We start from the raw sequence: 25,142 nt of genomic DNA on the forward strand, positions 1-25,142 counted from the left end.
CCCCCCGGCCGGGTCGGCTCGTGGTGGTCGGACCGCACCGCCGCCGGGGCGGCGCGGTCACCCGGAGGTCAGAGCCAGCGGCCCTTGGAGCTGCGCAGGTCCGCGTCGTCGGAGAAGGGCAGGTAACCGGCCCCGGAGAAGATCTTGCTGGGCACCGTCTCCTGGGCGAAGCCGCGCTTGGTGATGTCGTAGTAGTAGTTCGACACGCGCTGGTCGATCTCCCACAGGTCGTAGTCGCGGCAGGCCTTCTCGTAGGTTCCGGCCTTGCGCAGGTGCGGCAGGATCATGTCGATGTAGTAGACGTACTGGCCGTTCCAGATCAGGTCACGCCGGCACATCTTCGACGTCTTGGTGTAGAGCTTCAGGGTCGCCTGCTGCACCCGCCCGAGGTGGTCGCCGAGCTCGTCGATCTTGATCGGGTAGACCTCGCCCATCGGCGTGTCCCACTTCTCGCGGGCGAACACCGCCCCGCCGATGATCGCCTCGATGTAGTTCTTCGGCCGGGTGAAGGTGGTCGAGATGTCGTTGACCCGGATCTCCTCCAGGCCCATCCGCTCCGGGTCGATGATCATCGCGAGGGTGTAGGCGTGCGGCAGCCGGGCGTCCTCGCTGACGTCGGACCAGTGGTAGATCTCCTCGTTGACGAACAGGTCCCGCAGGATCAGCAGGTTGCCGTCCGGGAGCTCGTAGGGGCCGGTGTCGCCGAGGCCGAGCCGGTTGTCGTAGTGGTGCAGGAACGCCAGCAGCTCGGTGGCGGCGTTGAACTGGGTGAACGCCCCGTGCTTGGGGCTGCCGGGCTCGAGCGTCTCGACCTGGGCGGTCAGCTGCTGGAGGAAGTCCTCCTCGTGGATCCGGCAGCGGTAGCGGTCCTGGGAGTTGAGGATGAAGCCGTCCTGGCGCTTGCCCCACAGCACGCGCTGCATGAACTTGAGGATCTCGTTGGACTCGGCGACGTAGTCGTCCGGCCCGATCGCCTCCAGCGCGAGCAGGCCGCACCGGCCCATCCCGAAGCCGACCGCGCCGATGCACCAGTCGTGCACCGAGTTGACCTTGGTGCCGATCTCCCGCCGGGCGGACGCACCGATGTCCATGACGCCCTGCGCGCCGACCTCCCGGGTGGTCATCCGCAGGATCTCCGGCCACCGGTAGAACTCGTGCATGAAGGCCAGGATCTCGTACTCCTGGCGCGGGATCATGCCGCTGACGCCCTCGGTGGCGCGCATGACCAGCACGTCCCAGATGTTCCAGGCGAGGTAGTTGTTCAGGTCGTTGAGCTCGTCGATGCTGAACTGCGGGTTCAGGACGTCGTCCTTGGACACCTTCTCCAGCACGCCCGACTTCGCCCGGGCCTTCAGCATCTTGTCGCCCTTGATGCCGTCGGTGACGGGCTCCAGCCCGACGAAGTTGCCGGTGTAGGTGAGGTCCTGGAACCGGAGGCCGTCGTCGCCCTCCTCGTAGCGCTTCTTGTAGGTCGCCTTCTTGCCCTCGGTGGTCGTCACTGCGTTGTGCTCCTGTCCGGATCGGCGGCGTGCGGGAGGGGAGGTGGTCAGTCGTCCGCGACGACCCGGCCGACCTCGTGGTCGGTGCAGTCCAGCCGGACCTTGCGGCCGTCGAGCGCCGTGGCGATCTCCTCGAAGTGCGAGGGATCGGTCGCGCCGACCACGTAGCGGGACTCGCTGGAGGTCAGGTAGGCCGTCATCACGCAGGGGGTCTGGAACTCGCGGGACAGGATCCCGAGGTGCGACTCGGGGGCGCCGGACATGGTGATCACGCCGAGTGCGCCCATGCTGAGCGCCGGTGCGAGGAAGGTCGTCGTCCCGCCCTGGACCAGCAGGATGTGCTCGCCCAGCTTGCCGGACTGGATCAGTGAGATCACGTCTGCCGGCGAGGACAGGTACTTCACGGTCCCGCTGGGTGACTTGGCGGTGTCGAAGACGTTGTAGCCCTCCGCCAGCACTTCGGCCATGGAAGTTCCTCCTTGAACTCTGTGGGACTGTCGCCTGCCCGAGGATCTGCCGGACGTCGGCATCACGACGTTGCGTGGGTCACAGTGCCGTCAACGACCACGCTGTCCGATGGAACCCGCGGACAAAAGTGTTGGTGACACTTGTCCTGCGGGGACAGCCCCGGGGGAACGCGCGGCGGCGTCAGCCCGACGACGAGGCGGGCGCGGCGAGCAGGATCAGCTCGGTGGTGCCGCCGTCCGGCAACTCGACCGCGACGCCGCGCCCGTGCCCGACGTGCACGACCTCGTTCGGCCCGAGCGTCACGACCGGGCCGCCGGCCACGAGCACCCGCACGGTCCCGGTCAGCACGACCAGCAGCCGGTCCGCCGCGCGCGCCCCGCCGTGCCAGGTGCCGGTGAGGGTGAGCCGCTCCAGGGCGATGTCGCCGTAGCCGTCGTCGGGGCCGACGAGCAGCAGGCCGCCCGGCGTGGCCGGTTCCGTCCGGGCCCGGGAGCAGACGACGTCGGTCACGGTCGCGGCGCTCCCCTCGGCTCAGATGAGCGGTGTGCTCGCGGTCCAGTAGATGATCCGACCCGCGACGAGGTCAACGAAGCGCCGAAATCGGCGGGCTGTGGTGCTCATATGAGCGCTCTCGGCCGAGATCGGCGCATCGGTGGGTGAGATCTAGTGACCGCCGTTGAGCAGCGCGACGGTCTGCTCGTACTCGCCGCGCACCTCGGAATAGCGCAGGGGCTTCACCCGCTCGACGAGGATCTCGCGGTCGTCCCCCTCGAGCAGGGCGATCGTCTCGGCCACGTACTCGTCGAGCGGCATCCCCGCTTCGTTGTCCTCGTGGCCGGGCATCAGCGGGGTGCGGACCGCGGGCGGGACGATCTCGCGGACGGCGATCGACGTGTCGGCGAGCTGCAACCGCAGCGATTCGGTCAGTGCGTGCACCGCCGCCTTCGATGCGTTGTAGCTGGGGGTCACGGCCAGCGGGGTGAAGGCCAGCCCCGAGGACACGGTCAGGATCGCAGCCTGCGGCCGGCCCCGGAGGTGCTCGACCAGTGCGGCGATCAACCGGATCGGGCCGAGCAGGTTCGTGGTGAGGACGTCCTCCGCGGAGGACAGGAAGCCCTCCGGGGTTCGCCAGTCCTCGGCCTTCATGATCCCGGCCATCGCGATGAGAACGTCGAGATCCGGGTGCCGGTCGAGAACCTCGGCGACGGCCTTCCGGATGCTCTCCGGATCAGCGGTGTCGATCACGACCGCGTCGAGGCCGGGGTGCGCTGCGGTGAGCTCGTCCAGGCGGTCCCTGCGGCGTCCGCCGAGGATGACCGTGTTGCCGCGCTCGTGCAGGGCGACAGCGAGAGCGCGGCCGATCCCACTCGTCGATCCGGGGATGAAGACAGTGCGTCCGGTGATCTCCATCGATAAAGGTTAGCATACGGACTAACATGCCCACTGGTCGGCTCTGAACTGGGATTATGCCGTCCCTAGATATGATCGGTGTACACACTATATGGACCGCCAGGTACCGGTGTCCCCGGCACCGGAGGGCAGCGGACCCGTGCGGCCCTCACGAGGCTGGGGTCTCGGTGGCCCGTCCGGCCCTCGGCGTCGGGTCCGCCTGGTTCCGGAACCGGTCCGGTGCGGAGTTCAGCCGGAGGACGGCGACCAGGCTGATCACCGCGACGATCACCATGTACAGCGCGATCGACGACGAGCTGCCGGTGGCAGCCAGGAGCGCGGTGGCCACCAGCGGCGCGATCGCACCCCCGAGCATCGTCCCGATCTGGACGGTGAGCGAGATGCCGCTGTAGCGCAGGTGCACCGGGAACGCCTCGGACAGCAGCGCCCCCTGCACGCCGTTGATCATCGCCACACCGGCCGCGCCGATCGATGCCGCGAGCACCATCGGACCGAAGTCGCCGGTGTCGACGAGCGCGAACAGCGGGAAGGCCCATGCGCCGGCGACCACGCAGCCGACGACGAACACCGGCTTGCGACCGAAGCGGTCGGCGAGCACGCCGGTCAGCGGCACCATCACGACCCAGATCAGGGCCGCGATGACGATCACCGAGAGCATGGTCGCGTTGCTGAGCCCCAGCTCCGTCGTGCCGTAGGACAGCAGGTAGACCAGGATGAGATAGCCGAGCGCGGGCCCTGCGATCATCGCGACCGCCCCGAGCGCGACCTCCCGCGGGGAGGTCGAGAAGATCTCGACGATCGGTGCCCGGCGCACGTCTCCCCGGGCCTTGGCGGCCGCGAACTCCGGGCTCTCCGCGGCCTTCGCGCGCAGCGCCGCACCGAGACCCACGATGACGATGGCCAGCAGGAACGGGATCCGCCATCCCCAGGTGTCGAACGACTCCGCCGGCACGAGCGCCTGCACGACGAGGAACACCAGGGTCGACAGGACGATGCCGAGCGGAAGGCCCATCATCGGGAAGGAGCCGTAGAGCGCACGCCGCCGGGCGGGTGCGTGCTCGAACGACATCAGCACGGCGCCGCCGAGCTCGCCTCCGACGGCGAACCCCTGGACGAACCGGAGGAACACCAGCAGCGCCGGGGCGAGCACGCCGATCGAGGCGTAGTTGGGGAGCAGCCCGATGAGCGCGGTCGCCACTCCCATCAACAGCAGCGAGATCATCAGCATGTGCTTGCGGCCGACCCGGTCGCCGTAGTGGCCCATCACGACGCCACCGAGCGGACGCGCCAGGAAGCCGACCGCGAAGGTGGCGAACGCGGCGAGGGTGGCCGCGACCGGGGATTCGCTCGGGAAGAACTGCGGGCCCAGCACCAGAGCGGCGGCGGTGCCGTAGATGAAGAAGTCGTAGTACTCGATCGTGGTGCCGACCAGGGACACCGTTGCGATCTTCGGTGCGGACCACCGTCCGCCCTCGACCGCATCCTTTCCCGTCCCAGGTGCTGTCATGGCCACTCCTCGTCGAGTCGAGATCGGATGTGCACGGTTCCGGCGCGCTCGGTCAGGCGGCGCTCGGCAGGACGACGGGTTTCATCCCGCCCGTCCGCACCGAGTCGAGCGCCGCGTCCACGCGGTCGAGCGGGAAGGGATCGCCGAGAACAGCCGGGAAGTCGAAGCGGTCCCGATGCCGTTCCAGGAACGCGAACGCCCGGTGATAGTGGGAGATGTCGGCGGAGACGGTCCCGACGACCGAGACCTGCCGGAGATTGAACGTGGTCGCCGGGACGAGGCTCGGCCGCGGATCGGCGGCGCCGACGACGACGATCCGGCCACCGCGACGAACCAGGTCGACGGCCTCGGTGAAGGCGTCGGCCACGCCGGCGCACTCGACGACGACGTCGGCGCCGCGCCCGTCGGTGTGCGCGCGGACCGTCTCGAGCCGCTCCTCGGCGCTGGTGGCGCTCAGGTCGACCGCCCGGGTGGCACCCCATCGGGACGCGACGTCCAGCCGGCCGGCGGGCGCGCCGAACGCGAGGACCTGCCCCGCACCGGCCGCGACCGCGCACGCCTGCGCGTAGAGCCCGACCGGCCCCACCCCCTGGATCACGACGGTGTCCGACGAGTGCAGCGGCCCGAGCGCCTCGAAGGCATGGATCGCGGTGCGCAGGGCGCAGGTCGCCGACGCCGCGAGCGGTGCGGGGAGCGACTCGGGGACGAGCACGGTCCGGCAGCGCGGCCGCACGTAGCAGTACCGGGAGAACCCGCCGGTCAGGTACGGCGCGGTGTCCGAGGGCCCCCAGCCGTACATCATCCGGTTCGCGCACAGCGTCGGCTGCTTGGCGACCGTGCACCAGTAGCACCGGTCGCACCAGGCGTAGGCCCAGGCGATCCGGTCGCCCTCCCGCAGCGGGCGGCCGAGCGAGTCGGTCCGCCGGTCCCGTCCGCGGGCGACCACACGCCCGACGATCTCGTGCCCCGGCACCAGGGGGACCTGGGCGAAGCCGGGGCCGGCGAGGTCGCCGTCGGCGATGTGCACGTCGGTGCCGCACAGCGTCGCGGCCTCGACCTCGACCAGCAGCGCGTCGTCCTCCAGCGGAGGTACGGGCAGTTCACGGATCTCGGTCGGCCCACCGAACGCGGGCAGCACGGCGGCCGGTGACGTCCTGGGATAGGTCATGACGCCCTTCCTCCGGTGAACCCGTCGGACGGCTGCTCGGCCGTCCGCATCCGGCCGGGTGCCGGGGACGCAGCACTGCCGGTCACCCCACGGTCGACCAGAACCAGCTCGATAAGTACGTATACCAACTATTTCGCGCCGAACGTACGTCCCCTCCGCGGACGAGTCAAGACTGGTCGTCGGCGGGCACTCCCGGTGCCGACAACCCGAGCATCGTGACCGAACCATCCGTACACGGTTTATCGGCGCGGACCGGATCCTCATCGCGGTCGGCGTGCTCCGACGGCTCCTGGGGAACGCGACATCCGCCGGACCGCTGTGGCCCGGGCGATCGGGACGACCGGCGCGTGATGCTCTCGGATGAGCGTCGTCGCACTCCCTCCATCAGACGTCACCGACGATTCCGCGACAGCGAGGGCACCGATGGCCCGCACTACTGTGCTCATATGAGCGCGCTCGACTGGGGTCCGGCCCACCGGCTGCAGGTCGCCGAGATCGCCGACCGGTACTTCCGGCGGCAGCAGACGAAGGTGACGATCGCCGCCGAGACCGGGCTCAGCCGGTTCCGGGTGGCGCGCCTGCTGGAGGCCGCGCAGGAGCGGGGGATCGTCCGCGTCGCGATCGACCCGGGCGCCGATCTCGACGCCGCCCGGTCGGCGCGGCTCGGCGCCGCCTACGGGCTGCGGCGGGCGCTCGTCACGGCCGAGGGCCCGGCCCGGACGGCGCCGGACCGGGTCGCCGCGCTGGGCGCGGACCTGCTGTGCGAGACCGTGCGGCCCGGCGACGTGCTCGGACTGGCCTGGTCCCGGACGGTCAACGACGTCGTCGGGCACCTGCACCGGCTCGCCCGCTGCACGGTCGTCCAGCTGTGCGGCGCCTACTCGCTGCCGTGGCGGCGGGACGGATCGGCCACCGCGGTGTTCCGGGCGGCCGCGCTCTGCGGCGGTGAGGCGTACCCGATCTACGCCCCGCTCGTGCTCCCCGACCCGGAGACCGCCCGCACCCTGCGCGAGCAGCCGGGCGTCGCCGACGCCTACGCCCGCTTCGGCGAGCTCGGCACCGCCGTCGTCGGGATCGGCGCCTGGCGCGACGGCGGCTCGACCGTGCACAACGTGCTCAGCACGCAGGAGCGCAGGCGGCTCGGCGGGCGCGGGGCGTGCGGCGAGATCGTCGGGCTGCTCGTCGATCCGGACGGCCGGGTGCTCGACACCGGGCTGTCCCGGCACCTGGTCGCGATCGGGGAGGCCCAGCTGCGCGCGGCGGGCGAGGTCGTCGCGCTGGTCCGGGACCCGGAGCGGGCCGCGGCCACCGACGCGGTGCTCCGGTCCGGCCTGGTGCACACGCTGGTCTGCGACGCCGCGACGGCCGACGCGCTGCTCGGACACGCCGGGGAGCCGCTCGCACCCCGGTGACGGATCCGTCCGGTTCGGGCAGGCTGTCCCCGACCACAAGGATGTGGACACCGGTAACGGAGGGGTCGATGACGAGCGGACGCCCACGCGAGGACTTCCTGCCCACCGAGAAGGACGAGCAGGGGGCGCAGGCGTCCAACGCCGGCCGGTTCCTGCTGCTGCTGTTCGCCGCGAACACCTTCAACTTCTACGACCGGGCCATCCCGGCGATCGTCGCCGAGCCGATCAAGCTCGAGTTCGGATTGTCCGACCTGCAGATCGGGGTGCTCGCGGCGGCGTTCACCGTCGTCTACGCGCTGTTCGGGCTGCCGCTGGGCAGGCTGGCCGACAACCGGTCCCGGGCGAGGATCATGGGCTGGGGCATCGTCGCCTGGAGCCTGCTGACCGCGGCCAGCGGCGCCGCCTGGAACTACGTCTCGCTGCTGCTGATGCGGGTCGGGGTAGGCATCGGCGAGGCGAGCTACGCCCCGGCCGCCAACTCGACGATCGCCGACCTCTACCCGGCCCACAAGCGCGCCCGCGCGTTCGGCCTGTTCCAGCTGGGCCTGCCGGTCGGGCTGATCCTGGCGTACTTCTCGGTCGGCGCGATCACCGAGGCGTTCGACTCGTGGCGGGCCCCGTTCGTGCTGGCGGCGATCCCCGGCCTGCTGATCGCGATCGGCTTCTTCCTGGTCCGCGAGCCGCGCCGGGGCGCGTCGGAGAAGATCGCGGCGCCCACCACCGCGGAGAAGGTCGACCGGCCGTTCCGGCGGATCCTCGCGGTGCCGACGATGTGGTGCCTGATCATCGCCGGGATCGGCGCCAACCTGGCCGCCTACTCGGTCAACACGTTCACCGTCCCGCTGTTCCAGCGCTACTTCGGCGTCTCGCTCACCACCGCCGCGGTGCTGACCGGCGTCGTCGTCGGGATCACCGGCCTGATCGGGCTGCTGGTCGGCGGCTGGGTGTCCGACCGGGCGGCCGGGCGGTCCACCGGGGCCCGGGTCATGGTCGGTGCGGTCGCGACGCTGCTGTCGGTGCCGCTCACCTGGACCGCGCTGACCCTGGGCCCGGACGCGACCGGGCTGTTCGTGCTGCTGTTCGGCGCCGGCTGGCTGCTGCAGTACCTGTACTACACCTCCGCCTACCCGGCGGTCGCCGACGTCGTCCCGCCGCGGCTGCGGTCCACCGCGACGGCCGTCTTCTTCGCCGCCTTCTACCTGCTGGGCGGCGCGATCGGCCCGGTCATCGCGGGTGCGCTGTCCGACTCGTTCGCCGCGACCGCGCTGGCCGCCGGGGCCGGGGAGGCCGAGGCGGCGGCGACCGGGCTGCGCCAGGCGCTCGCCGTGATCGTCCCGATCTCGATGGCGATCACCGCGGTCGGGCTGTTCCTGGCGGCGTCCCGGGTGGGCCGCGACAACGCCGCGATGAAGGCCGCGGTGGAGGCGGGCTGACCGGAGTCAACCCCCTTGCCCCAGCGCTTCCGGGACACTCGTCACACCTGCGTCACAGCGTGAACGGAGGTCATCCGGCGTTGAATGGATACGACCGTACGTTTTCAGGACAGTCACACCGCCGGTCGCCCGGTTAGCGTCGGCGGACGGGTGCAGGCACCGCCGCCGGCACCGGAGGGAGAGGCAGCGATGTCCGTGATCGAGCCGGTGACCGCCGGTGAACAGCTCCGCCAGGCCTTCGGCTGCTTCCCGTCCGGCGTGACGGCGGTGTGCGCGGAGGTCGACGGTGTCCCGGTCGGGCTGGCCGCGAGCTCGTTCACCTCGGTCTCGATCGAGCCGCCGCTGGTGTCGGTGTGCATGCAGCACAGCTCCACCACGTGGCCGAAGCTGCGCGGGCTCCCCCGGCTCGGGCTCAGCGTCCTCGCCGAGGGCCAGGACGACGCCTGCGGCCGGCTGGCCAGCAAGAAGGGCGACCGGTTCGCCGGCACCCCGACCACGGTCGCCCCCGACGGCGCACTGTTCGTCGACGGCGCGACGCTCTGGCTGGACTGCACCGTCCACGCCGAGGTCCCCAGCGGCGACCACGACATCATCCTGCTGAACGTGCACGGGATCCGTGCCGATCCGGCGACCCCTCCCCTGGTCTTCCACGGCAGCCGTTTCCGGCGCCTGGCCGCGATCTGACACCGGAGCCCCCCGTGCACCCGCTCGACACCGTCTCCCCCGGCACCGATCCCGCCGAAGCCCGCGTGCGCGCCGCGCTCGTCGCGATCGCCGCAGGTCAGCCCGTCGTCGTCGTGGACGACGCCGACCGCGAGGACGAGGGCGACCTGATCTTCGCCGCCGCGCTCGCCACCCCCGCGCTGGTCGCCTTCACCGTGCGGCACACCTCGGGATTCATCTGTGTCGCCCTGCCCGACGACGAGTGCGACCGGCTCGACCTCCCGCCGATGCACCATCGCGACGGCGACCGGTTCAGCACCGCCTACCGGGTCACCGTGGACCGGGCCGGCACCGGGACCGGGATCTCGGCGACCGCCCGGGCAGCGACGATCGCGGCGCTCGCGGCGCCGACGTCGGTCCCGCGCGACTTCGTCCGGCCCGGGCACGTGGTGCCGCTGCGGGCCCGCCCCGGCGGCGTGCTGACCCGGCCCGGGCACACCGAGTCCGCAGTGGACCTGGCCCGGCTCGCCGGGCTGCCGCCGGCCGGCGCGCTCTGCGAGATCGTCTCCACCGAGCGGCCCGGCACGATGGCCCGCGGCGCGGAGCTGAACCGCTTCGCCGACGAGCACGGCCTGGCGCTGGTGTCGGTGGACGACATCATCCGGTACCGGCTGCGCACCGAGGCGCAGGTCGAGCGGGTCGTCACCACCGCGCTGCCGACCGAGCACGGCCACTTCCGGGCCGTCGGGTACCGGGCCACCGACGGCGCCGAGCACGTCGCGCTGCTGGCCGGCGAGCTCGACGACGTCACCGAGGACACCCCGGTGCACGTGCATGTCGAGTGCCTCAGCGGCGACGTGCTGCGGGCCAGCTCCTGCGACTGCGGGCGGTCGCTCACCGAGGCGATGGCCCGGTTCGCCGCCGAGGGTCGCGGGATCATCACCTACCTGCGCCCGGTCGGCGGGGTGCGGGCCTGCGGCCTGCAGTCCGATCCGGCCGTCACCGGCCGGGACGGGCGGCTCCCGATCGTCGCCGAGTGGATCCTGGCCGACCTGCGGTCGCGGTCCGGCGCCCCGGTCGTCACCGGGCCGGTGCGGCGGCTCGCCGGCTGACCCCCGGCGCGGGCGTCCGGTCAGCCGGGCGGTTCGATCCCCGCGTCGTGCACCAGCAGCGCCACCTGGACCCGGTTGTTCAGGTCCAGTTTGGTCAGGATCGCCGACACGTGCGTCTTGACGGTCGCGAGGCTGATGTGGTGCCGCGCGGCGATCTCGGCGTTGGACCGCCCGGCGCCCAGCTCCAGCGCGACGGCCCGCTCCCGGTCGGCGAGCAGCCCCAGCCGCCGGCGCGCGGTCTCCCGCGCGCTGTCGCGGGTGGACCCGGCGACGTGGTCGATCAGCCGCCGGGTCACCTGCGGCGAGAGCACCGGGCGGCCCTGCGCGGCGTGCCGGACGGCGAGCACCAGCTCGTCCGGCGGGGTGTCCTTCAGCAGGAACCCGGCCGCACCGGCGCGCAGCGCGCGCAGCACGTGCTCGTCGGCGTCGAAGGTGGTGAGCACGACGACCTGCGGCGCCCCCGGGTGCCGGCGCAGCGTCTCGGTCGCGGTGAGCCCGTCGGTGCCGGGCATCCGGATGTCCATCAGCACCACGTGCGGCGCGTGCCGCCGGGCCAGCTCGATCGCCTCGGCGCCGTCGCCCGCCTCGGCGACCACCCGCAGATCGGGCGCACCGCGCAGCATCATGGTGAGTCCGAACCGGACGACCGGGTCGTCGTCGACGACGAGCACGTCGATGGTCGGCCCGGCACCGTCGGTCACGGCGGCCACGGTAGCCGCATCCCGACCCGCCAGCCGCCCGAGCCGGTCGGCCCGTGCTCGAGCGCGCCGCCGACCAGCGTGGCCCGCTCGGCGAGGCCGCGCAGGCCCGCGCCGGAGCCGGCCGGCGCGGCCGGAGCCGGACCGGTGGGCGCGCCGTTCTCCACCTCGGCCTCGATCCGGTCGCCGGGTGCGCCGGTGATGCGCACGACGACCGGGGCGCCGGGGGCGTGCCTGCGGGCGTTGGTCAGGCTCTCCTGGACGAACCGGTAGAGGGTGCGGCCCGCGGTCGCCGGGACCGGCCGTCCCCCGGTCGTCACACCGTGCTCGTCGTGCAGCTCGACCGGCGTCCCGGCGCGGACGGTCTCGCCGACCAGCTCACCGATGTCCCCGACGTCGGGCAGCGGGACCTCGCCGACCGGGGCGCGCAGCACGCCGATCACCTCGCGCAGGTCCTGCAGGGCGCGGTGCGCGTTCTCCCGGATCACGTCCGCGGCCCGGGCGGCCTCCTCCGCCGAGGCGCCCCGGTGGTAGGCGAGCGCCCCCGCGTGCACGCTGAGCAGGGACAACCGGTGCCCGAGGGCGTCGTGCATCTCCCGGGCGAGGGTCTCGCGCGCCTCGTGCTGGGCGCGCTCGGAGCGCAGCGCGGCCTCGATCTCGGCGGCGGCGGCCCGCTCGCGCAACGACTCGATGAGCTCGTGTCTGCTGCGGACCAGCATGCCCCACCCGACCACGGCCGCGTGCACGGTGACCAGCAGCACGACCAGCGCCCACAGCGGCACCGCCGGTTCCGGGCGCAGCACGAAGTACAGGCCCAGCGCGAGCAGGCTCGCCAGCGCGGTGGCCGCCGCCGTCCGGGTGGGGCAGCGGCTCGCCACGGTGAACACCGCGGCCAGCGCCGCGATCGACGCCACCTCCGAGAACGTGGACAGGACGATCAGCACCGTGGCGACGTGCAGCGGGTGGCGCCGCCGCCACCACAGGCCGAGACAGCCGAGCAGCCCGATCGCCATGTCCGCGTAGACCAGGGCGGGCGGCACCGCTCCCGGGACCGCCAGCCGCAGGGCCGCCGCGTACAGCCCGACCAGCGCGCAGAGCACGATCAGCGCGACGTCGGTGACCCGTGGCCGCCAGGCGCCGCGCCGTCGGTCCGGATCCGGTTCCACGGCGCCGAGCCTAGGCCGCGCGGCCGGGCCGGTTCCTCCGTCGCACGGCTCTCGGCACTCCGACTTCGGTCGGAACGGCCTCGCCGCTCAGCCGATCCGTGGTACCCGGCGGCGCCCCTACCGTCGGCGCCATGTCCGGCTCGACGTTCCTCCGCACGCAGGCCCCGCCACCGGGATGGCCGGAGACCGTCGTCGCGCTGGTGATCGCGGGGGTGGTCGCCTTCCGGGTGCCGCCGCTGCTCGCGCAGCACCAGATCGCGCTCGGTCCCGTGCTGCACGACCTGGTCCTGGTGGCGCTCCCCGGGGTCGCCGGGCTGGCCGGTTTCGCCGCGGCCGCGCGGGTCCGGGTCCGCCCGTGGGCGGCCTTCGGGCTGGTCCGGACGACCCGGGACCAGCTCGTCGTCGCGGCCACCGCCGGCCTGGTCTGCTCGTTCGTCTCGATCGGGGTGGCCGCCGCGCTCGGTCCGGGACCCGCCGCCGGTGCCGGCGGGCTCCCGGCCGCGGCGGCGCTGCTGCTGGTGGTGCTCGTCGTGCCGGTGGGGCAGGAGCTGCTGTTCCGCGGGATCGTCACGACGGTCCTGCTGCGCCACGGCGCCGTGGCCGGGGTGCTGGGCAGCGCGCTGGTGTTCGCCGCCGCGCACGGCCCGACGCCCGCCGCCGTGACCGCGCTGGTCCTCGGCCTGGTCACCGCGGAACTGCGCCGGCGCAGCGGATCGCTGTGGCCGGCCGTCACGGCGCACGCCGTCCACAACCTCGTCATGACCGTTGCGGTCCTGGCGTCCACCGGCGCGGCCTGAGCGGGCCGCCCACCTGCGTTCATGATCCGCGTTTCGGGAGTGTGGGGGCGCTGTCGCGGCACGAGGACTCCCGAAACAGGGATCATGAACCTGCGCCGCCGGCGCCGGGGACGGCTGCTCAGGTGCCGGAGATCGCCAGGGTGCGGGTGACCCCGTCGGTCCCGTCGAACATCAGCTGCGTCGCCGTCGACGGGATCTCGAACGCGAGCTTGCCGACGTAGGTGCGCCCCGGCTTGCGGTCGTACGCGTACGGCAGCTGCTCGTCGTAGCCGAAGCACTGGTCCCCGACGAAGGCGTCGGAGGCCTGGCGGGTGACACCCGAGGAGTCGAGCCACTCGATCCCGGAGCCGCTCGCCCACGAGTCGTTCTCGCTGTAGATCGAGCCGGTCACCAGGCGCACGTCCAGGATCAGGTACGACGAGCAGCGACTGACCCCGGTGATCGTCACGTCGAGGGCGTTCTCGGTCCCTCCGTAGTTCACCGAGAACGGAGTCCCGGTCGTGACCGGGACCTCGGCGGGCGGCATCGGCTCGGCCGCCGTGGCCCCGGCCTCCGGCACCCACGCCATCGGATCGGCCGCGGGGATCTCCGTGCGGAGGACGTCGCAGTAGGTCTCGACGGTCGCGATCCGGTCGGAGTGCTCGGTGCGTGCCGCCTCGAGTGCACCGGGGAACGAGCACAGCATCCGACCGGCCGCGATCATCTGCTGGTCGGACACGGCGGCGTTCTCGGTGTCGCTCATGCCGGCACGCATCTCGGACACGAACCCCTGCTCGGTGTGCGGGGTCGCGCAGGCGGTCAGGACCCCGGCGGCGAGGGTGACGCCGACGGCGGTGGCTGCGAGGGTTCGGGCGATCGAGTTCATGGCTGCGGTCCCTGCGTGTCAGGTGGGGCGGCGGTCGCCGCGCTCGCCGATGTGATCGAGGGGCCGTTCGCCTCGTTACGGGCCGCCGAACAGCGTCGTCACTATTGATGAGCATGTCTCGCAAATGCGCGCCGGCACCCGGGCCCGACCCCCGACCGAGCCGCGCTCGCCGGAGTAGACGAATTGTCTACTCCTCGCTAGCGTCTCGGAACATGACCGCTCCCGCCCCGCGCCCGGTGTCGTTGTCGATGACGCTCGACTTCGACCCACCGTTCGACGGCGATCCCCGAGCCCTGATCGACGGCGTCATCGAGGAGTTCGCACCGGGCGCCGCACCCGGGGCAGGCACCTGGTCCCTCACCGGGCCGTATTCCACCGTCGACCTGCTGGTGCCGTTCCATCCCCCGGCCGCCCGCACGGGGCACACCAGGGTTCCGCACCTGCTCACCGAGCTGGCCGCCGCGGCCGAGCGGCACCTCGGCCCCGAGGGCGAGGGCTGGCACGTCGCGGCGATGGAGTGCCTCACCGTCGCCGCGATGGATCGTCGACTCGCGATCCGCCGATTCCCCGACGTCGTCGGCATCGAGGAGATCTGCGAGATCGGCGGGGTCAAGCGAGCGATGGCGTACCGCTACATGAAACGCGACGAGTTCCCGGCCCCGGTACGCCGCGGCATCTACTTCCGCGCCGCCGTCGAACAGTTCTTCGCCGACCTGCGCGGCGAGCACCGCCTGCTCGACATCCCGGAAGGACACCTCCCGCAGTGCCGGACCTGCGGCTGCATGGCCTGGTGCCACGACTCGCGCACCGGCCGGCCCGCCACCGGAGACCGGTGCCACGGCGGGGTGGTGCGGGACGGCCGTCCGACCACGTGCGACTGCCCGACCGGATACCGCGAGCTCACGGCGTGACGGCCACCCGCCCGTGGGAATGAGCGCGGCGGCGATGCCGACGACCGGACCGGCCCGCGCCCCACGGGCCCAACCGTCGGCCACCCGGAGGACCAGACCGCGCAACTCCTCCCCCGCGGCCTGCAGCGGCGCGAGCAGCAGGGGCGCGACCAGCAGCCCGATCACGGTCCCGGGTCGGTCGATCCGCTTCGCGACCGAGCCCCGAGGCACCGCTGCTCCGCCACCAGCACCTCTCCGCCGACCCGCCCCCAGGTTCATGATCCCTGTTTCGGGAGTCCTCGTGCCGCGACAGCGCTCCCACACTCCCGAAACAGGGATCATGGACGGAGGGCCGCAGGCCGCCCACCCGCATCCAGGACCTGGCGCCGCCCGCTGCCCGCTGTAGATCCGTAACCGTTGCGCGGCCGAGTCGTTGTGGGGGGACGGGCATCACGCACGTGCCCGTCCCCCGCCCGGCCGACACGCGACGACCCCGGACCCCGGTCGTCCCCCGCGCCGGGCCTGCACGAGGAGACCTCGTGTTCCACGGATTCACCAAGAAGTTCCTGCACGACTCGATCGAGCGCAGCTCCGAGAACGCGATGGACCGTCGCCGGTTCCTCCGGGCCGCCGGGCTGACCGGCGCCGGTGTCGCCGGCCTGGGCGTCCTGGGTGCCGGCGTCGCGTCGGCCTCCGACGGTGGCCTGCTCGGCGGCGTCCTCGGCGGCTCCGGATCCGGCTCCGGGAGCGAGTCCCAGGTGTCGGACGCCGCGGTGCTCAACTTCGCGCTCAACCTGGAGTACCTGGAGGCCGAGTTCTACCTGCGCGCGGTCACCGGTGCCGGCCTGGCCGACTCCCAGATCGACGGCCGCGGCGAGCTCGGCGGGGTCACCGGCGGCTACCAGGTCGCCTTCGAGACCAAGATCGGCCGCCAGTACGCCGAGGAGATCGCCCAGGACGAGCGGGCGCACGTCGACTTCCTGCGGGCCGCCCTCGGCGACGCGAAGGTCTCCCGGCCGGCGATCGACCTGCAGGACGCCTTCACCGCCGCGGCCACCGCGGCCGGCGTGATCAAGCCGGGCCAGACCTTCGACCCGTTCAAGGACGAGACGAGCTTCCTGCTCGGCGCCTTCATCTTCGAGGACGTCGGCGTCACCGCCTACAAGGGCGCGGCGCCGCTGATCGACAACAAGACGTTCCTGGAGGCGGCGGCCGGCATCCTCGCCGTCGAGGCCTACCACGCCGGCCTGGTCCGCACGCTGCTGCTGCAGGGCGGCACCGCCGACGTCGTCGGGCAGATCTCCGACGCCCGCGACTCGCTCGACGGCCCGTCCGATCTCGACCAGGGAATCGTGGACCGCAACGGCAACGCCAACATCGTGCCGGCCGACGAGAACTCGATCGCCTTCTCGCGCACCCCGGGCCAGGTCCTCAACATCGCCTACCTGAACCCCGACTCGGTCACCTCCGGCGGGTTCTTCCCGGCCGGGGTGAACGGCGAGGTCAACACCAGCGACGCGAACGGCTGAGTCCGCGCGGGTCCCGCACACCGAATCGCCTGTTCCGAAGGAGACGCCGATGGGCGCCATGAGTCCCACCCACTGGTTGATCGTCATCGCCGTGTTCGTGCTGCTGTTCGGCGCGAAGAAGCTGCCGGAGCTGGCGAGGTCGCTCGGCCAGTCCACCCGGGTGCTCAAGGGCGAGATGCGGGGCCTGCGCGACGACGAGGCGGCCCGCTCCGGCGAGCTGCCCGCCGCCGAGCGGACGGACACCGGCCGCGAGCCGACGTCCGCCCGGACCGTGCCCACCGAGGTCTGACCCGGCTGCACGCCCGGGATGCCCCGCCGCCCGCTCCGGGCGGCGGGGCATCCGTGCGTCCGGGGCCTACTCGGGCGTGAACTCGGCCGGGCCGATCCGCCGGTCCACGACGGCCGCCGCGACCTCGCTCAGCGAGTGCCCGCCGCGACGGGCGTGTGCACGCAGCAGCCCGAAGGCGTCGTCGATGCCCAGGCCGGTCTGCGCCGAGAGGACCCCCTTGGCCTGCTCGATCGGGATCCGGCTGCGCAACGCGTCCTGCAGCTGCCTGCGCTCCAGGTCGATCCGGTCGAGCTCGGCCGCGTAGCCGATCGCACCGCCCGTCGCACCGGCCAGCAGATCGGCGGCGCGCAGGTCCGGGACGGTGTCCCGCCCGCCGAGCAGCAGCAGCGCCCCGACGGTCGTCCCGGAGCCGGACCGGATCGGGAGCGCCCACGCCCCCGTGACACCGGCCGTCACCGCCTTCGCCACGAACGCCAGCCAGCGCAGGCGTTCGCGGGTCAGGTCCGCACACAGGACGGGGCGGCCGCTGCGCGCGGCCTCCCCGCCGGGGCCCTGGCCGAAGGCGGCGGGGACCGCCCCGCACGGGCCGTCGGGTCCGGCGGAGGCGACACCGTGCACGGCGCCCTCGGAGATCAGCGCGGCACCGGCGGTCACCCCGAGGAGCAGGTGCGCGGTCTCGGCCAGCCTGCCGAGGGCGGGTGCGGGATCCCGGGCGTCCGTCGTGGCCAGCGCGAGCGTCGCCGCCGCGACGTCCAGGGCGCTCGAGTCCTCCATTCACAGACATTCGGTCGCCGTGGACCTCCGGTTCTCCCCCGCCCGGCACATCCGCCGTTCAGCGCGCCCCGACCGGACTGTCCAGCCGCAGCAGCCCGCCGGCCCCGGGCAGGTCGACCGGCAGGTCCAGGCTGCGCAGCAGCGTGAACGCGCCCGCCGTCGCCGCGGAGAGCACCGGCAGTCCCAGCTCGTCCTCGGCGCGCTGGACCAGATCCAGCGACGGCATCTGCACGCAGGCGGAGAGCACCAGCGCGTCGGCCCCGGTGAGGTCCAGCGACCGCGCGGCACCGAGCACCCGGTCCCCGGCGATGCAGCCGACCTCGGCGTTGTCGCCGACCTCCAGCGCACGCCAGTCGGCGACCGTGAACCCCTCCGCCTCCAGGTAGCCGACGACGAGCTCGGCGACCGGCCGCAGGTAGGGCATCACCAGCGCGATCCGGGACGCGCCGAGCGCGGTCAGCGCGGTGACCAGCGCACCGGCGCTGGAGGTGACCCGGGCCGCGAGTCCCCGGTCGGCGAGCTGATCGACCACGGCCCGTTCGACGTGGTCGTGCTCGCCGCGCCCGTCGGTGTGCCCCTGGGCCATCAGCGCGACCAGGCAGGCGTAGAGCACGGCGTCGATCCCGGCGTCGGCGATCTCGTCGACGCACCGGCCGCGCTGGGCGTTCATCGCGCGCAGCTCCTCCGGTGAGACCGTGTGCATCCGCATCCGGCTCGCGTGGAACGAGAACGTGGCGCCGGCGTGCCGGCCGAGCAGCGCCGGCATCTCGGTCTCGACGGTGACGTTGGAGCTGGGCACGACGAGCCCGATCCGGTGGTGCGGGACTGCCGGTGCGGTCATCTCTCCTCCTCGGGGATCCGCGTCGGACAGCACCCTGCCTCGAATTGACGGTACAGTCAATATTTCGACGGTCAGGAACCGATCCCGACCATCCCCGCGGACAGCGGCAGGATCGTCACGAGCAGCAGGAACCCGAGCAGGTTCAGCACCAGCCCGGTGCGCACCATGCTGAGGATCGGCACGCAGCCCGTCCCGTAGACGATCGCGTTCTGCGGCGTCGCGATCGGCAGCATGTAGCTGAACGACGCGGCGAAGGTCGCCGCGAGAGCGGGCAGCACCGGATCCACGCCGGCCGCGGCGGCGAGCGGCACCACGATCGGTACGACGACGGCGGCCGTCGCGGTGTTGCTCGTCGTCTCCGAGATCAGCAGCGCGACGAGCACCGAGACCGCGGTGATCGCGAAGACGCTGGACACGCCCATCGTGGCGAACAGGCCCTGCCCGATCGTCTCGGCCAGCCCGCTCTGGTTGAGCATGGCGCCGAACACCAGGCCGGCCCCGAAGAGCAGGATCGTGCCCCAGTCGATCCGGGCGGCGTCCGACCAGGAGATCGTCGCCTCCCGGCGGGCCCAGTTGGTGGGCAGCACGAACAGCAGCGAGGCTCCCAGCACGGCCACGACGCCCTCGTTCAACCGTGAGTCGACGGCCTCGTAGATCGCGGACTCCGAGCCGGCGATGCCGCCGACGACCGAGGGCAGCAGCCACAGCGACACCGTCACACCGAACGCGACGACGGTGTTCCACTCTGCCCGCGTCATCGGGCCCTGCTCGGCCCGGCGTTCGGCGATGTACTCGGCGACGCCCTCGATCCGGCGCACCTCGGGCTTGTTCACCAGCAGCACGACGACGGCCAGAACCACGAACATCGACGCGGCCAGCGGTGCGGCGGCGAGCACCCACTGGGCGAAGCTGATCCGCTCCCCGGTCATCTCCTCGATCAGCCCGCGGCCGATCAGGTTGGGCGGCGTCGCGACCGGGCTGAGCAGGCCGCCGACGCCGGCGCCGTAGGCCAGCATCAGCAGCAGCGCCGCGGAGAGCCGCAGGCGGGTCGGGTCGAAGTCCGGCTTCACCAGGCCGCGGTCCTGCATCAGGGTGGCGATGACGGCGAGGATGCCCAGCGCCGTCGGCACCAGCATGGCGACCGTCGCGGTGTTCGAGACGAAGAACGACAGCCCGCAGGTCACCAGCCCGAACGCGACGATGATCCGCACCGTGGAGCTGCCGACGCCGGGCAGCGCGAGCACGAAGTAGGCGACCCGGCGGGCCACGCCGTGCTTGAGCATCGACTGGGCGAGGATGAAGGCGCCGATGAAGGTGAACACCGTCGTCGAGCCGAACGGGGCGAGTACGTCCGCCGCGGGAGCCGCTCCGACCAGCACCAGCGCGGCGACGCCGATCAGGCCGCCCACCGGGATCGGCACGGACTCGCAGAACCAGAGCACGATCACGCCGGTGAGCACGGCGGCGATCGCCTGCTGGTCCGGATCGAGCGGCAGCGGGGCGAACCACATGAGCAGGGCGGCGAGCGGTGCGACGAACAGTCCGGCGGTGCGCCTGCCCCGTTCGAACCGCAGCTCCGCGGGCGACAGCTGCTGCTCGCCCAGGCTGCGGTAGGCGCCACCCTTGAGCAGGACGGCGTTCACGTCGGTGCGGGCCGGCGGGACCCGCTCCCCGCTCCCGGTCACTGCGGCCATAACGAACTCCCTCGGTCGTGTGGGATCACTGTGGTAGCCCGTCACTCATGGGTCCAACGCATCTTTCCTCTGGCTCGCATAGGCTCTGCCTATGGGAAATCCGCTGGACACCCGCCAGCTGGTGTACTTCCTCGGCGTCGTCGACCACGGCGGGTTCGGCCGGGCGGCGGAGGCGCTGCACGTCTCCCAGCCGTCGCTGTCGCAGGCGATCAAGCAGCTGGAGCGGCAGCTGGACACCGACCTGTTCCACCGGGTCGGGCGCGGTGTGCAGCTGACCGAGCCGGGCCGCCAGCTGGTCGGCCCGGCCCGGCGGGTGCTGCGTGATCTGGAGACCGCGCGGGCGGCGGTGCTGTCCACCCGGGAGCTGGAGCGCGGCACGGTGGAGATCGTCTCGATGCCCTCGCCCGGGATCGAGCCGCTGACCACGCTGATCCGGGCGTTCCACGAACGGCATCCGGCGATGACGACGACGGTCGCCGCCGCGTTCACCCCCGGGGAGGTGGTGCACGCGGTGCACTCGGGCTCCGCCGAGATCGGCCTGCTGGGCGCGTCCGGCCGGCCGCACACCGGCGAGCTGGTCGTCCTCCCGCTGGAGCGGCAGCCGTTCGTGCTCATCTCCCCGCCGGGAACGACCCCCGACACGCCCGTCTCCCGGTCCGACCTGGCCGGGCTGGACGTGGTCATCTCACACCGCGGGAGCCTGATGCGGCAGATGATCGACGACGTGCTCGCCGCCGGGGCGCCGGTGCGCGTCGTCGCCGAGGTCGCCCACCGCACGTCGCTGCTCCCGCTGGTGCTGGCCGGCGTCGGGCACTCCGTGGTGCCCGAGTCGTGGCGGGAGCTGGCACTGCGGGCGGGCTGCACCGTGCGGCGGATCGAGCCGCAGTCCTGTCTGGACGTGGCGCTGGTGCACCGGCCGGACGGGTTGACGCCCGGGGCGCGCGCGTTCGCCGATCTCGCCGCGGCGCACGTCGCCACCGACCCGGCGGACGGGTGAGCGCGGTCCGGCCCGGCGGGCCGGACCGGGCGTCACCGCGTCACAGCGCCAGGTTGTCGATCAGTGCCTCGACGACCCGGTCGGTGGAGGCGTCGCCGCCGACGTCGCGGGTCAGGATCCCGGCGCCGGTGGTCGCCTCGATCGACTTCTGCAGCCGCGCGGCCTCGTCGGGCAGCCCGAAGTGCTCGAGCATCAGCGCGGCGCTGCCGACGGCGCCGATCGGGTTCGCCAGGCCCCGGCCCGCGATGTCCGGGGCGGATCCGTGCACCGGCTCGAACATCGACGGGAACCGGCGCTCCGGGTTGAGGTTCGCCGAGGCGGCGAGGCCGAGGCTCCCGGCGAGCGCCGAGCCCAGGTCGGAGAGGATATCGGCGTTGAGGTTCGACGCGACGACCACCGACAGGTCCTCGGGGTGCAGCACGAACTTGGCCGACATGGCGTCGACGAGCACGCTCTCGGTCTCCACGTCGGGGTAGTCCTGCGCGACGCGCTCGAACGTCTCGTCCCACAGCACCATGCCGTACTGCTGGGCGTTGCTCTTGGTCACCGACGACACCTTGCGGCGGGCCCTGGTCGACGCCAGCTCGAAGGCGAACCGGATGATCCGCTCGCACCCCGCCTCGGTGAACAGCGCGGTCTGCAGCGCGACCTCGTTGCCCGGCCCGCGGCCGGACAGGTTCCGGCCACCGAACCCGGCGTACTCGCCCTCGCTGTTCTCCCGGACGACCACCCAGTCCAGCTCGGTGGTGTCGGCCTTGCGCAGCGGCGAGACGACGCCCGGGTGGAAGTGCACCGGGCGGACGTTGGCCCACTGGTCGAAGTTCTGGCAGATCTTCAGCCGCAGGCCCCACAGGCTGATGTGGTCCGGGACGGTCGGCCAGCCGACCGCGCCGAAGTAGAGGGCGTCGAAGTCCTTCAGGGTTTCCAGGCCGTCGTCGTCCATCATCCGGCCGGTGCGCTCGTAGTGCCCGCACCCCCACGGGAACTCGGTCCAGGAGAACGCGAAACGGCCCTCCGAGCGCTGCGCCAGCGCGTCCAGCACGGCCCGGCCCGCGACGACGACCTCCTTCCCGACCCCGTCGGCGGGGATCGCGGCGATCCGGAAGGTGTGTGGGGAGCCGGTCGGCTGGCTGGTCATCGGTGACACTCCTTCGTCGGATCTCGGGCTCCGGCCAGTGAAGCCGCGGCCCGCCGGACCGGTCCAATACCGGCTGCCGATGTGGCCGATAGGGACCGCCTATCCGTGGAGGATGGGCCCCGGTGCGGCGTCGCGGCCGGCCCGGGGCCAGGGGTGAGCAGCCCGTCCACCGTGGTCGCACTCACCCCGATCCCTCCCTCGGGTCACCTCCCGTGACCGCCTCATCACAATTGACGAGGGGGAGGAATACGACGTAACGGACCGTCGACGTGAAACCGATGCCCTGTGCGACAGGCCCTCGCGCCCGGGGGCAGCACCGCGAGGAGGCCCCGCCTTGAGCATCAACGACCGCGTCTACGAGCTGGCGACCAAGGTCCGTCAGCAGAAGGCCGCCATCGAGACCGAAGAGGCGACCAAGAACGCGTTCGTGATGCCCTTCATCGGCACCGTCCTGGGGTACGACGTCTTCAACCCGTCCGAGGTGATCCCCGAGTTCACCGCCGACGTCGGCGTCAAGAAGGGCGAGAAGATCGACTACGCCCTGGTGCACGGTGGCCAGGTGCAGATCCTCGTCGAGGCCAAGAAGGTCGGCCAGCCGCTCAGGCTCGAGCACTCGTCGCAGCTGTTCCGGTACTTCGCGGTCACCAACGCCCGGGTCGCGGTGCTGACCAACGGCGAGGTCTACGAGTTCTACACCGATCTCGACGCCCCCAACAAGATGGACGCCAAGCCGTTCCTCGTCCTCGACCTGGCCGCCGTCGACGTCACCCTGCTACCCGAGCTCGCGAAGCTGACCAGGGAGTCCTTCGACCTCGACTCGGTGATCAACGCCGCCGGCGAGCTCAAGTACATCGGTCAGATCAAGCGTGCCCTCGCCACGGAGTTCCGCACCCCCAGCACCGACTGGATCAAGTTCTTCGCCTCTCGGGTCTACGAGAAGAACGTGACCTCCAAGGTCCGCGAACAGTTCGAGACACTCGTCCCCAAGGCTGCCACGCAGTTCCTCAACGAACAGGTCAACGCACGGCTCAAGACCGCGCTCGGCGACGACGCCGCGGCATCCCTCCCGGCGTCGGCCGAACCGGCGCCGGCCACCGCCGTCGATGTCGAGGACGCCGCCCCGGCCGACGAGACCGAGGAGACCAGGTCGACCCGGCTCGTGGTCACCACCGACGAGGAGATCGAGGGCTTCCAGATCGTGCGCGCGATCGTCTGCAGCGAGGTCGCGGTGGAACGGGTCGCGGCGCGCGACACCCAGACCTACTTCGGCGTGCTCCTCGACGACAACAACCGCAGGCCGATCGCCCGGCTCTGGTTCAACCGTGCGCAGAAGTACCTCGGCGTGTTCGACGAGAACAAGAGCGAGACACGCCTTCCCATCGACTCGCCGCAGGACATCTACCACCACGCCGACGCGCTCCGGAAGACGGTCGCGTTCTACCTGAGCTGAGCGGCAGGACGGGCCCGGGGTCTAGCCGAGCCGGGAGGATTCCGCGACACCGCGCCGGCCGCCGTAGGTCAGGTACCGCAGCAGGGTCTCCGCCGGCCCCCGCCGCCCGGCCCGCCCCAGCACGTCGGCGACGACGACGGTGCCGATCCAGGTCGCGACGGCGACCGCGGCGGCCGTCGCCGCACCCAGCCGGCCACCGAGGTCGAGCAGCGACGGCTCGGTCATCACCAGCCACACCGGCGACTGGGCGAGGTAGCAGGTCATGGACCGGCGGCCGCAGGCCACCAGCGCGGTCGTCACCGGGCCGCGCCGGTCCCCGATCCGGCCGGCGACGAGCGCGATGACCGCCATGAACGCGAGCCCGCCCGCGATGCCGGTCACGGCGAACACCGCCACCGCGAGGGCGCCGACCGCGGCGCTGCCCGGGCTCCACAGACCGACGGCCTGCAGCGCGACCGGCTGCGCCCCCAGCACGGCGACCGGGAACCCGATCACCGCGACCCGGCGCAGCAGCGGCACCCGGCGGGCGTCCTCCAGCAGGCGCTGCCGGCCGGCCCAGATCCCGAGCAGCACCGACGGCGCCACCGCCAGTGCGGCGACCGGCAGCACCGGCAGCGCCATCGCGCGCAGCGCCGCGCTGTCGAGGAGGGTCGGCCCGACCGGCAGCGGCACGTCGGCACCGGCCGCGAACTGGAGCGCGGTGGCGGCGAGCACGCCGACCACCAGTGTCACCCCGGTGACCACCCACAACCGGCGGCCCGGCCAGCTCACCGCACCGGCGAACATCACCGCGAACGCGCCGTAGGCGCCGATGACGTCACCGGCGTAGAGCAGCACCACGTGCGCGACGCCGAACACGACCAGCCAGATCCCGCGCCGGCGGATCAGCCGCCGGGCCCCGGCCGGGTCGCCGTCGGGCCCGGTCAGCCGCCGGGTCATCTGGACCAGGCCGTAGCCGAACAGCAGCCCGAACAGCGGCGCGGCCCGGCCGTCCACGAAGGACGTCAGCAGCCACTGCACGGCGACGTCGGCCGGGCCGCCCCCGGCGGGAGTGGTCAGCGAGTTGCCGCCCGCGTGCAGCATCCGCGAGTGCGCGAGCGCGATGAGCAGCAGCATCACCCCCCGCGCGAGGTCCGGGGCGAGCAGGCGTTCCGAGGCCGGCGTCGGCGCGGTCACGCCGCGAGGTCCTGACATGGGCCGGACGGTAGGGCGGCCGGCCGGTGCCGCGGATCGGCCGGGCGGCCCGAGCGCGTCCGACCGAAGTCGGGGTCGCCCGAGCCGTCGGACGGAGCTGATCCGGGCCGGGTCAGAGCGTCATGTCGATGACGACCCTGCCGGACGC

The 25,142-nt window shown here is 72.5% G+C and carries 24 protein-coding genes; 10 read left to right on the top strand and 14 right to left on the bottom strand.

What is annotated here, in order from left to right; translation table 11 throughout:
* Positions 1 to 68: 68 nt before the first annotated feature.
* The 6 genes from ABD160_RS06450 to ABD160_RS06475 form a co-directional block, all read right to left on the bottom strand.
* Complete coding sequence (locus ABD160_RS06450) at positions 69 to 1,499, bottom strand: hypothetical protein (protein WP_344019385.1); 1,431 nt, start codon at positions 1,497 to 1,499, stop codon at positions 69 to 71.
* Between the two features lie 47 nt (positions 1,500 to 1,546).
* Complete coding sequence (locus tag ABD160_RS06455) at positions 1,547 to 1,966, bottom strand: PEP-utilizing enzyme (RefSeq protein ID WP_344019387.1); 420 nt, start codon at positions 1,964 to 1,966, stop codon at positions 1,547 to 1,549.
* Between the two features lie 181 nt (positions 1,967 to 2,147).
* Positions 2,148 to 2,477, bottom strand: a complete 330-nt coding sequence (locus ABD160_RS06460) for a hypothetical protein (RefSeq protein WP_344019389.1) — start codon at positions 2,475 to 2,477, stop codon at positions 2,148 to 2,150.
* Positions 2,478 to 2,630: 153 nt separating this feature from the next.
* Entirely contained in the window at positions 2,631 to 3,377 is a 747-nt protein-coding gene (locus ABD160_RS06465) for an SDR family oxidoreductase (protein ID WP_344019391.1), read from the bottom strand.
* A 148-nt stretch (positions 3,378 to 3,525) separates the two neighbouring features.
* Entirely contained in the window at positions 3,526 to 4,815 is a 1,290-nt protein-coding gene (locus tag ABD160_RS06470) for an MFS transporter (protein ID WP_344019393.1), read from the bottom strand.
* A 121-nt stretch (positions 4,816 to 4,936) separates the two neighbouring features.
* A complete protein-coding gene (locus tag ABD160_RS06475) occupies positions 4,937 to 6,052 on the bottom strand; it encodes a zinc-binding dehydrogenase (protein WP_344019395.1) in 1,116 nt (371 codons plus the stop codon).
* 446 nt (positions 6,053 to 6,498) lie between these two features.
* Between ABD160_RS06475 and ABD160_RS06480 the strand changes: the two genes are divergently transcribed.
* From ABD160_RS06480 to ribB, 4 genes are all read left to right on the top strand, one after another.
* Entirely contained in the window at positions 6,499 to 7,464 is a 966-nt protein-coding gene (locus ABD160_RS06480; RefSeq protein WP_344019397.1) for a sugar-binding transcriptional regulator, read from the top strand.
* Between the two features lie 68 nt (positions 7,465 to 7,532).
* Complete coding sequence (locus ABD160_RS06485) at positions 7,533 to 8,897, top strand: spinster family MFS transporter (protein ID WP_344019399.1); 1,365 nt, start codon at positions 7,533 to 7,535, stop codon at positions 8,895 to 8,897.
* 189 nt (positions 8,898 to 9,086) lie between these two features.
* Positions 9,087 to 9,581, top strand: coding sequence for a flavin reductase family protein (locus ABD160_RS06490; protein ID WP_344019401.1), 495 nt, complete (start codon positions 9,087 to 9,089; stop codon positions 9,579 to 9,581).
* Positions 9,582 to 9,595: 14 nt separating this feature from the next.
* Positions 9,596 to 10,672: a 3,4-dihydroxy-2-butanone-4-phosphate synthase gene (gene ribB, locus ABD160_RS06495; protein WP_344019403.1), complete on the top strand. Its 1,077-nt coding sequence runs from the start codon at positions 9,596 to 9,598 to the stop codon at positions 10,670 to 10,672.
* Positions 10,673 to 10,692: 20 nt separating this feature from the next.
* On the opposite strand, the gene ABD160_RS06500 is transcribed toward ribB, so the two are convergent.
* Positions 10,693 to 11,382 carry a response regulator gene (locus tag ABD160_RS06500; protein WP_344019405.1) on the bottom strand — a complete coding sequence of 230 codons (690 nt, stop codon included), beginning with the start codon at positions 11,380 to 11,382 and terminating at the stop codon, positions 10,693 to 10,695.
* Entirely contained in the window at positions 11,370 to 12,536 is a 1,167-nt protein-coding gene (locus tag ABD160_RS06505; RefSeq protein WP_344019407.1) for a sensor histidine kinase, read from the bottom strand. Before ABD160_RS06505 ends, ABD160_RS06500 begins: the two co-directional genes overlap by 13 nt.
* A gap of 131 nt (positions 12,537 to 12,667) precedes the next feature.
* On the opposite strand from ABD160_RS06505, the gene ABD160_RS06510 reads away from it, so the two are divergent.
* Positions 12,668 to 13,333 carry a CPBP family intramembrane glutamic endopeptidase gene (locus ABD160_RS06510; protein ID WP_344019409.1) on the top strand — a complete coding sequence of 222 codons (666 nt, stop codon included), beginning with the start codon at positions 12,668 to 12,670 and terminating at the stop codon, positions 13,331 to 13,333.
* Positions 13,334 to 13,451: 118 nt separating this feature from the next.
* Here ABD160_RS06510 and ABD160_RS06515 read toward each other — a convergent pair whose 3' ends face one another.
* Positions 13,452 to 14,198 (bottom strand): hypothetical protein, encoded by a 747-nt coding sequence (locus ABD160_RS06515; RefSeq protein WP_344019411.1) that lies wholly within the window; start codon positions 14,196 to 14,198, stop codon positions 13,452 to 13,454.
* 212 nt (positions 14,199 to 14,410) lie between these two features.
* Here ABD160_RS06515 and ABD160_RS06520 point away from each other — a divergent pair, with 212 nt between their 5' ends.
* From ABD160_RS06520 to tatA, 3 genes are all read left to right on the top strand, one after another.
* Positions 14,411 to 15,109 carry a helix-turn-helix transcriptional regulator gene (locus ABD160_RS06520; protein WP_344019413.1) on the top strand — a complete coding sequence of 233 codons (699 nt, stop codon included), beginning with the start codon at positions 14,411 to 14,413 and terminating at the stop codon, positions 15,107 to 15,109.
* A 518-nt stretch (positions 15,110 to 15,627) separates the two neighbouring features.
* Positions 15,628 to 16,617, top strand: coding sequence for a ferritin-like domain-containing protein (locus tag ABD160_RS06525; RefSeq protein ID WP_344019415.1), 990 nt, complete (start codon positions 15,628 to 15,630; stop codon positions 16,615 to 16,617).
* Between the two features lie 49 nt (positions 16,618 to 16,666).
* Entirely contained in the window at positions 16,667 to 16,906 is a 240-nt protein-coding gene (gene tatA / locus ABD160_RS06530; protein ID WP_344019417.1) for a Sec-independent protein translocase subunit TatA, read from the top strand.
* Positions 16,907 to 16,972: 66 nt separating this feature from the next.
* On the opposite strand, the gene ABD160_RS06535 is transcribed toward tatA, so the two are convergent.
* The 3 genes from ABD160_RS06535 to ABD160_RS06545 form a co-directional block, all read right to left on the bottom strand.
* Complete coding sequence (locus tag ABD160_RS06535; protein WP_344019419.1) at positions 16,973 to 17,680, bottom strand: GAF and ANTAR domain-containing protein; 708 nt, start codon at positions 17,678 to 17,680, stop codon at positions 16,973 to 16,975.
* A 58-nt stretch (positions 17,681 to 17,738) separates the two neighbouring features.
* Complete coding sequence (locus ABD160_RS06540) at positions 17,739 to 18,521, bottom strand: maleate cis-trans isomerase family protein (protein ID WP_344019421.1); 783 nt, start codon at positions 18,519 to 18,521, stop codon at positions 17,739 to 17,741.
* Positions 18,522 to 18,592: 71 nt separating this feature from the next.
* A complete protein-coding gene (locus ABD160_RS06545) occupies positions 18,593 to 20,215 on the bottom strand; it encodes an SLC13 family permease (protein WP_344019423.1) in 1,623 nt (540 codons plus the stop codon).
* Positions 20,216 to 20,306: 91 nt separating this feature from the next.
* Between ABD160_RS06545 and ABD160_RS06550 the strand changes: the two genes are divergently transcribed.
* Positions 20,307 to 21,212 (top strand): LysR family transcriptional regulator, encoded by a 906-nt coding sequence (locus ABD160_RS06550; protein WP_344019425.1) that lies wholly within the window; start codon positions 20,307 to 20,309, stop codon positions 21,210 to 21,212.
* A 40-nt stretch (positions 21,213 to 21,252) separates the two neighbouring features.
* Here ABD160_RS06550 and ABD160_RS06555 read toward each other — a convergent pair whose 3' ends face one another.
* Entirely contained in the window at positions 21,253 to 22,350 is a 1,098-nt protein-coding gene (locus tag ABD160_RS06555) for a tartrate dehydrogenase (RefSeq protein WP_344019427.1), read from the bottom strand.
* A 334-nt stretch (positions 22,351 to 22,684) separates the two neighbouring features.
* Between ABD160_RS06555 and ABD160_RS06560 the strand changes: the two genes are divergently transcribed.
* Positions 22,685 to 23,800, top strand: a complete 1,116-nt coding sequence (locus ABD160_RS06560; protein WP_344019429.1) for a type I restriction endonuclease — start codon at positions 22,685 to 22,687, stop codon at positions 23,798 to 23,800.
* Positions 23,801 to 23,821: 21 nt separating this feature from the next.
* Here ABD160_RS06560 and ABD160_RS06565 read toward each other — a convergent pair whose 3' ends face one another.
* Entirely contained in the window at positions 23,822 to 24,994 is a 1,173-nt protein-coding gene (locus ABD160_RS06565; RefSeq protein ID WP_344019431.1) for a DUF418 domain-containing protein, read from the bottom strand.
* Positions 24,995 to 25,142 lie beyond the last annotated feature (148 nt).

The sequence above is a fragment of the Pseudonocardia kongjuensis genome (assembly GCF_039526905.1).
In the GTDB taxonomy this organism is placed as follows: domain Bacteria; phylum Actinomycetota; class Actinomycetes; order Mycobacteriales; family Pseudonocardiaceae; genus Pseudonocardia; species Pseudonocardia kongjuensis.

Coding starts and splice junctions, on each gene's coding strand:
- ABD160_RS06550 (WP_344019425.1), top strand. CDS start 20,307: ATGGGAAATCCGCTGGACACCCGCCAGCTGGTGTACTTCCTCGGCGTC.
- ABD160_RS06490 (WP_344019401.1), top strand. CDS start 9,087: ATGTCCGTGATCGAGCCGGTGACCGCCGGTGAACAGCTCCGCCAGGCC.
- ABD160_RS06565 (WP_344019431.1), bottom strand. CDS start 24,994: ATGTCAGGACCTCGCGGCGTGACCGCGCCGACGCCGGCCTCGGAACGC.
- ABD160_RS06465 (WP_344019391.1), bottom strand. CDS start 3,377: ATGGAGATCACCGGACGCACTGTCTTCATCCCCGGATCGACGAGTGGG.
- ABD160_RS06480 (WP_344019397.1), top strand. CDS start 6,499: ATGAGCGCGCTCGACTGGGGTCCGGCCCACCGGCTGCAGGTCGCCGAG.
- ABD160_RS06455 (WP_344019387.1), bottom strand. CDS start 1,966: ATGGCCGAAGTGCTGGCGGAGGGCTACAACGTCTTCGACACCGCCAAG.
- ABD160_RS06475 (WP_344019395.1), bottom strand. CDS start 6,052: ATGACCTATCCCAGGACGTCACCGGCCGCCGTGCTGCCCGCGTTCGGT.
- ABD160_RS06485 (WP_344019399.1), top strand. CDS start 7,533: ATGACGAGCGGACGCCCACGCGAGGACTTCCTGCCCACCGAGAAGGAC.
- ABD160_RS06515 (WP_344019411.1), bottom strand. CDS start 14,198: ATGAACTCGATCGCCCGAACCCTCGCAGCCACCGCCGTCGGCGTCACC.
- ABD160_RS06540 (WP_344019421.1), bottom strand. CDS start 18,521: ATGACCGCACCGGCAGTCCCGCACCACCGGATCGGGCTCGTCGTGCCC.
- ABD160_RS06535 (WP_344019419.1), bottom strand. CDS start 17,680: ATGGAGGACTCGAGCGCCCTGGACGTCGCGGCGGCGACGCTCGCGCTG.
- ABD160_RS06555 (WP_344019427.1), bottom strand. CDS start 22,350: ATGACCAGCCAGCCGACCGGCTCCCCACACACCTTCCGGATCGCCGCG.
- ABD160_RS06545 (WP_344019423.1), bottom strand. CDS start 20,215: ATGGCCGCAGTGACCGGGAGCGGGGAGCGGGTCCCGCCGGCCCGCACC.
- tatA (WP_344019417.1), top strand. CDS start 16,667: ATGGGCGCCATGAGTCCCACCCACTGGTTGATCGTCATCGCCGTGTTC.
- ABD160_RS06520 (WP_344019413.1), top strand. CDS start 14,411: ATGACCGCTCCCGCCCCGCGCCCGGTGTCGTTGTCGATGACGCTCGAC.
- ABD160_RS06510 (WP_344019409.1), top strand. CDS start 12,668: ATGTCCGGCTCGACGTTCCTCCGCACGCAGGCCCCGCCACCGGGATGG.